This is a genomic window from Candidatus Desulfatibia sp., assembly GCF_036446775.1.
GTDB lineage: Bacteria > Desulfobacterota > Desulfobacteria > Desulfobacterales > UBA11574 > Desulfatibia_A.
Window position 1 is genome coordinate 1 of sequence record NZ_JAZFTO010000398.1, and the last position, 4,621, is coordinate 4,621.

The window sequence follows — 4,621 nt, forward strand, 5'->3', positions numbered from 1 at the left end:
GGTCTGGGGGTACCTTTTCTTTTAACGGCCTTTGGTGTGAATCAGTTTTTTAGATTTTTTGACAGGATAAAAAAACATCTGGGGCTTTTTGAAAAAATTACCGGCGTCATTATGGTGATTCTGGGTCTGATGATTTTTACCGATACACTTGTTTTAATTCCCGGCTATCTAACGTTTTTAAATAAATTTGCTTTGTAAAAAGAGAAAGGGTGATGAAAAAAATATGGGCCATAACGTTTTTGCTTTTTGCTGTAGCCCTGATAACTTAACGTTCACAGCCCTTTTGGATTCAGACGGAGAGTTAATGACTCCCTACGAAGGGAACCCGACTCGGCTGAGCCGTTCGACCCTGAGCGGCTCGACCTGAGCTCGCCGACAGGTCTCACAGCCGAAGGGCTCGTCGCAGGCTGAACGAGGAACTCTGAACCTTTGAACGTCAACACTTTGAAGAACATAAGCAGAACAAAAGCATATCTTTTAATTCTGTTAAGCCTGGTACCGGCCCTGGCAATTCCGCTGTTAATTCGGCATTTGCCTGTTGAAACCCGCACCCACAATATCACTATTAAGGCTGAAAAATACGGTTATTCCCCCGCTAGAATCGTAGTTAATAAAGGGGATAAAATTATTTTAAAGCCGACTTCCCTGGATGTAACCCACGGTTTTCTTCTGGACGGTTACCCCCTGGAATTTATCATCAAACAGCAGGGGATCAACTATCTCAAGTATCTTTGGGAAGATGACAACGGCCAGCTGAATGCCGACTGGGACAAAGTATCTGAAATAGAGTTTGTGGCCGACAAGTCAGGCAAGTTCACCTTCCGTTGTACCCAGATCTGTGGGAATCTCCACCCCTTTATGACCGGGGAATTGATTGTCAGGCCAAATTCGGCTTATCATTTTGCGATTTCGCTGTCTGTTTGGATTGTATTCAGCGCAATATTACTGTTTCAGGCAAATCCCGGGGCGCGGTCCGCCGCCTTCAGTCGAATCAATCTCTTCAAACTGCTGCCGGGGCTGAAATGGTTGGTTAAACGCCGCAGTTTTCAATTCCTCATTCTACTGCCGGGCGCGATCATTTTCTACCTTTTTATACTCAGCAGCCTGTGGGGCAGCCCGGTGGGCAACCGCAACATCGCGATCGTCATTGTCTGGATTCTGTGGTGGTTTGCCTTAAAGGCCATTTTCGTGCCGCTGGGAGGCAGGATCTGGTGTTTGATGTGTCCCCTGCCGGCGCCCGCTGAATGGTTCAGCCGCAGAACCCTGACCGCTGTTCGTTATATTCAAAAACCTTTTAAAGGCCTGCATCATCGGTTTAGCGGTCTGCAAAAGGACTGGCCCAAAGTGATGCGAAATATGTGGCTTCAGAATTTCATTTTTCTGGCGATGATTTCATTCGGTATTATTCTGATCACCCGGCCGGTAGCCACGGCGGGCATGTTTCTACTCATTCTGGTGACGACCCTGATTCTATCCCTGGTGTATCGTAATAGAGTCTTTTGCCTGTACTTATGCCCGGTCGGGGGGTTTCTGGGAAATTACTCCATGGCATCTATGACCGAGATCCGGGCCATAGACCCTGAAATCTGCAAAAAACATAAAGATAAAAGCTGCTATACGGGCGGACCCGGTGGCTGGGCATGCCCCTGGAACCAGTATATCGGGGATATGAGCCGCAACAATTACTGCGGATTCTGCATGGAATGCCTTAAAAGCTGCCCCAAAGATAATATCGCGGTTTTCTTCAGACCTTTCGGATCGGATCGAGTGTTTAAAGGCTATGATGAGATGATCAACGTGATCATCATGCTGGTGGTGGCGATTGCATTCAGTATTACCATGCTGGGCCCCTGGGGTTTTGTTAAGGCGGCCGCCAACGTTACCGAAAGCAGGCAGATCATACCTTATCTGATATACCTTGCCGCCATCTGGGGTTCAGCCCTGGTGGTAGTTCCGGGTTTATTCGTCCTAACAGCCAGAGGCGCCAACCGTCTGGCCGGTAAACCGGCAAGTAATCGGGAGATGACGCTGCGGCTTGCTTACATCCTGATTCCGGTGGGCATCTTTGCCTGGATAGCTTTCAGCCTGCCGTCGGTGCTGGTTAACTATAATTACATCTTTGCGGTAATATCTGATCCCCTGGGTTTGGGCTGGGACATTTTCGGGACCGCTGATTATCCTTTTAACCCTTTTTACCCCGAGTGGATTCCCACGATCCAGGGGATCGTTTTGCTGACAGGGCTTTACTTGGGCCTGAGCCGAGGATTTATGGCGCTAAAAACAATTACCCCCAATTCCGTTGCCAGAGTAAAGGCCATGCTGCTTCCCTCCCTGTTCGCCCTTGTTATGGTAAATATATTATTGAAGCTTTATATGGGCTAAGATTGAACTGCTCTTTTAGCTCGGATTTCTCAATGATGCAATCTATTCCCCAACCATGCTAACCCCTTTAAATCTTTTCCATAAACCAATATAATTTGACATGTAGTTTGAAATTAAAGATAATACTTTAATACGCTCTCTTTTCTATATTTCGTACTGTTCCTGAAGCGATTATGATTTGTCGGTACCTCTTCGATCTGTGCTGAAAATTGATAAGCGATAGCGTATTGATTTTAACCTGCTAAAACCACAATAAAACAAACCAAGGAGATTCCCGTGTCCAAGCAAGCATTAATCGGATTTTTTTTCGCATTAATAGCGGCAGTTGTCGGAATAGTTATCTGGTCCTGCAAGGACCCGTCACAAATCCAAAATGAGTCTCTTGTAAAAGTAAATATTGCTACAATGCCCTATTCATTTACCGGTTATTCCATTTTTTTAGCCTCTGAAAAAGGCTATTTTAAAGAGCAAGGGTTGGACGTAACTTTAAAAGCCTCATACCCACATGGAAAGGCAGCTTTGAATGCAGTCGTAACCGGAGAAACAGAACTGGGAGTATCTTCGGAAACTCCATTTATGCACACTGTTTTAAATGGAGGTAAAATAATTGTATTTGCCATAATGATAACCGCCGAGCATCATCTTGCTATTGTTGCACGCAAGGACAGAGGGGTTTTCAAAGCCAAAGACCTAAAAAATAAAACGATTGGCGTAACCCTTGGCTCAAACGGGGAATATTTTATGGATACGGTTTTACTTTTAAATGGAATTCCACGTGAAAAAGTTAAAACTGTTCATTTACAGCCAAAACAAATGTTTGACGCCATAATTAATGGAGATGTTGATGCCATAGCAACATGGAACCCTCAAATGTACAAAGCTCGAAAAGAACTTGGAGAGCAAGGGAGCACATTTTCTGCTGAAGGTTTATATTCTCCATATTTTATCATTTCTGCAAGACAAGATTATGTGCATGCGAAACCGGAGATAATAGAAAAGATTATCCGATCCCTTATCAAAGCTTCTAACTACATCCAAAAATTTCCAGATGAATCCCGTAAAATTGTAGCTAAACATCTCAAAACAGAGGAATCCCTTCTCAAGGAAATAAGCGCAACCTACCGCTTCAAAATATTATTAGATCAATCCTTCCTTATGACATTAGAAAACCAATCAAAATGGGCCATCAAGAAAAAACTAACCGATCAAACCAAACTCCCCAATTATTATAATTTTATTTATCTGGATGCGCTTTCGGCCGTCAAACCGGAAAATGTGAGAATAATTCGATAGGTGATGAATAATGAAGATTAAAAGTAAATTCCAGATCATTACCGTTTTATCAATCGTTATCGGCCTGATGATAGCCTTTACGTTATTTATTCATATTCAAGACATGAGAGCAGCGATTGAGGAAGATGACAAAGTCGACCAGTTGACCAGCGGCGTCTTTGATCTCAATCTCTTAACCAACGACTATTTATTGAATCGTACAGAACGAACACAGATGCAATGGCAATTAAGATACGATTCTCTAACAGAGCTCATTCATAATATGAAGTTCCGAATAAAGGAAGAGCAGCTTTTACAAAAAGAAATATTACATAACCATGACCGTTTGAAGGTTATATTTTCCAGGATTATTGCAAACTACGCAAGCCGTAAGAACAGTAGTGAGATGCCTGCTGAATTATCTGAATTGGAAGACCGATTAGTCGGAAAGTTGCTGACGAATTCACAAACAATGGTTTCCAGCGCCGGGCAATTGATTGAAATAAGTCACAGAAGATTAGTGTCTGCTCAACGAAAATCGAGTTTGGTTGTTATACTTTTAGTAATTCTTATCACGGTCATAATTGCAGCCAACTCATTTTTTACCAGAAAGAGTATTATAGTACCGATTTCAAAACTCCAGAAAGGAACTCAAACCATAGGCGAGGGTGATTTGAATTTTAAAATCGCCTCTGTAGCAAAAGATGAGATTGGTGGTCTATCAAGAGCATTTGATCATATGACAGAAAAGCTCAAAGCGATTACCGTATCACGAGATAAACTGGAAGATGAAATAAATGAGCGCAAGCAGGCGGAGGAGGCGTTGATTAAAAGCGAGACGTTTCTCAATGCGACAGGGCAAATAGCAAAGGTGGGTGGTTGGCAAATTGATGGGGAGACAAAGAAAGTTTTCTGGACTAAAGAAATATATAATATTACTGAAGTTCCTAATGACTATGATCCTTCA

General features: G+C 43.1%; 3 protein-coding genes and 1 pseudogene. All 4 read left to right on the plus strand.

Features of this window, described 5'->3' with window-relative positions:
• Positions 1-198: pseudogene (locus V3S16_RS18020) on the plus strand (hypothetical protein); the annotation flags it as partial.
• A gap of 231 nt (positions 199-429) precedes the next feature.
• Entirely contained in the window at positions 430-2,382 is a 1,953-nt protein-coding gene (locus tag V3S16_RS18025; RefSeq protein WP_413887504.1) for a 4Fe-4S binding protein, read from the plus strand.
• A gap of 276 nt (positions 2,383-2,658) precedes the next feature.
• The gene (locus tag V3S16_RS18030) at positions 2,659-3,675 is read left to right on the plus strand and encodes an ABC transporter substrate-binding protein (RefSeq protein WP_413887506.1); all 1,017 of its coding nucleotides are present in this window, start codon (positions 2,659-2,661) and stop codon (positions 3,673-3,675) included.
• Between the two features lie 10 nt (positions 3,676-3,685).
• Positions 3,686-4,621, plus strand: a 936-nt coding sequence (locus V3S16_RS18035; RefSeq protein ID WP_413887508.1) for a HAMP domain-containing protein, incomplete at its 3' end; no start/stop codon positions are given.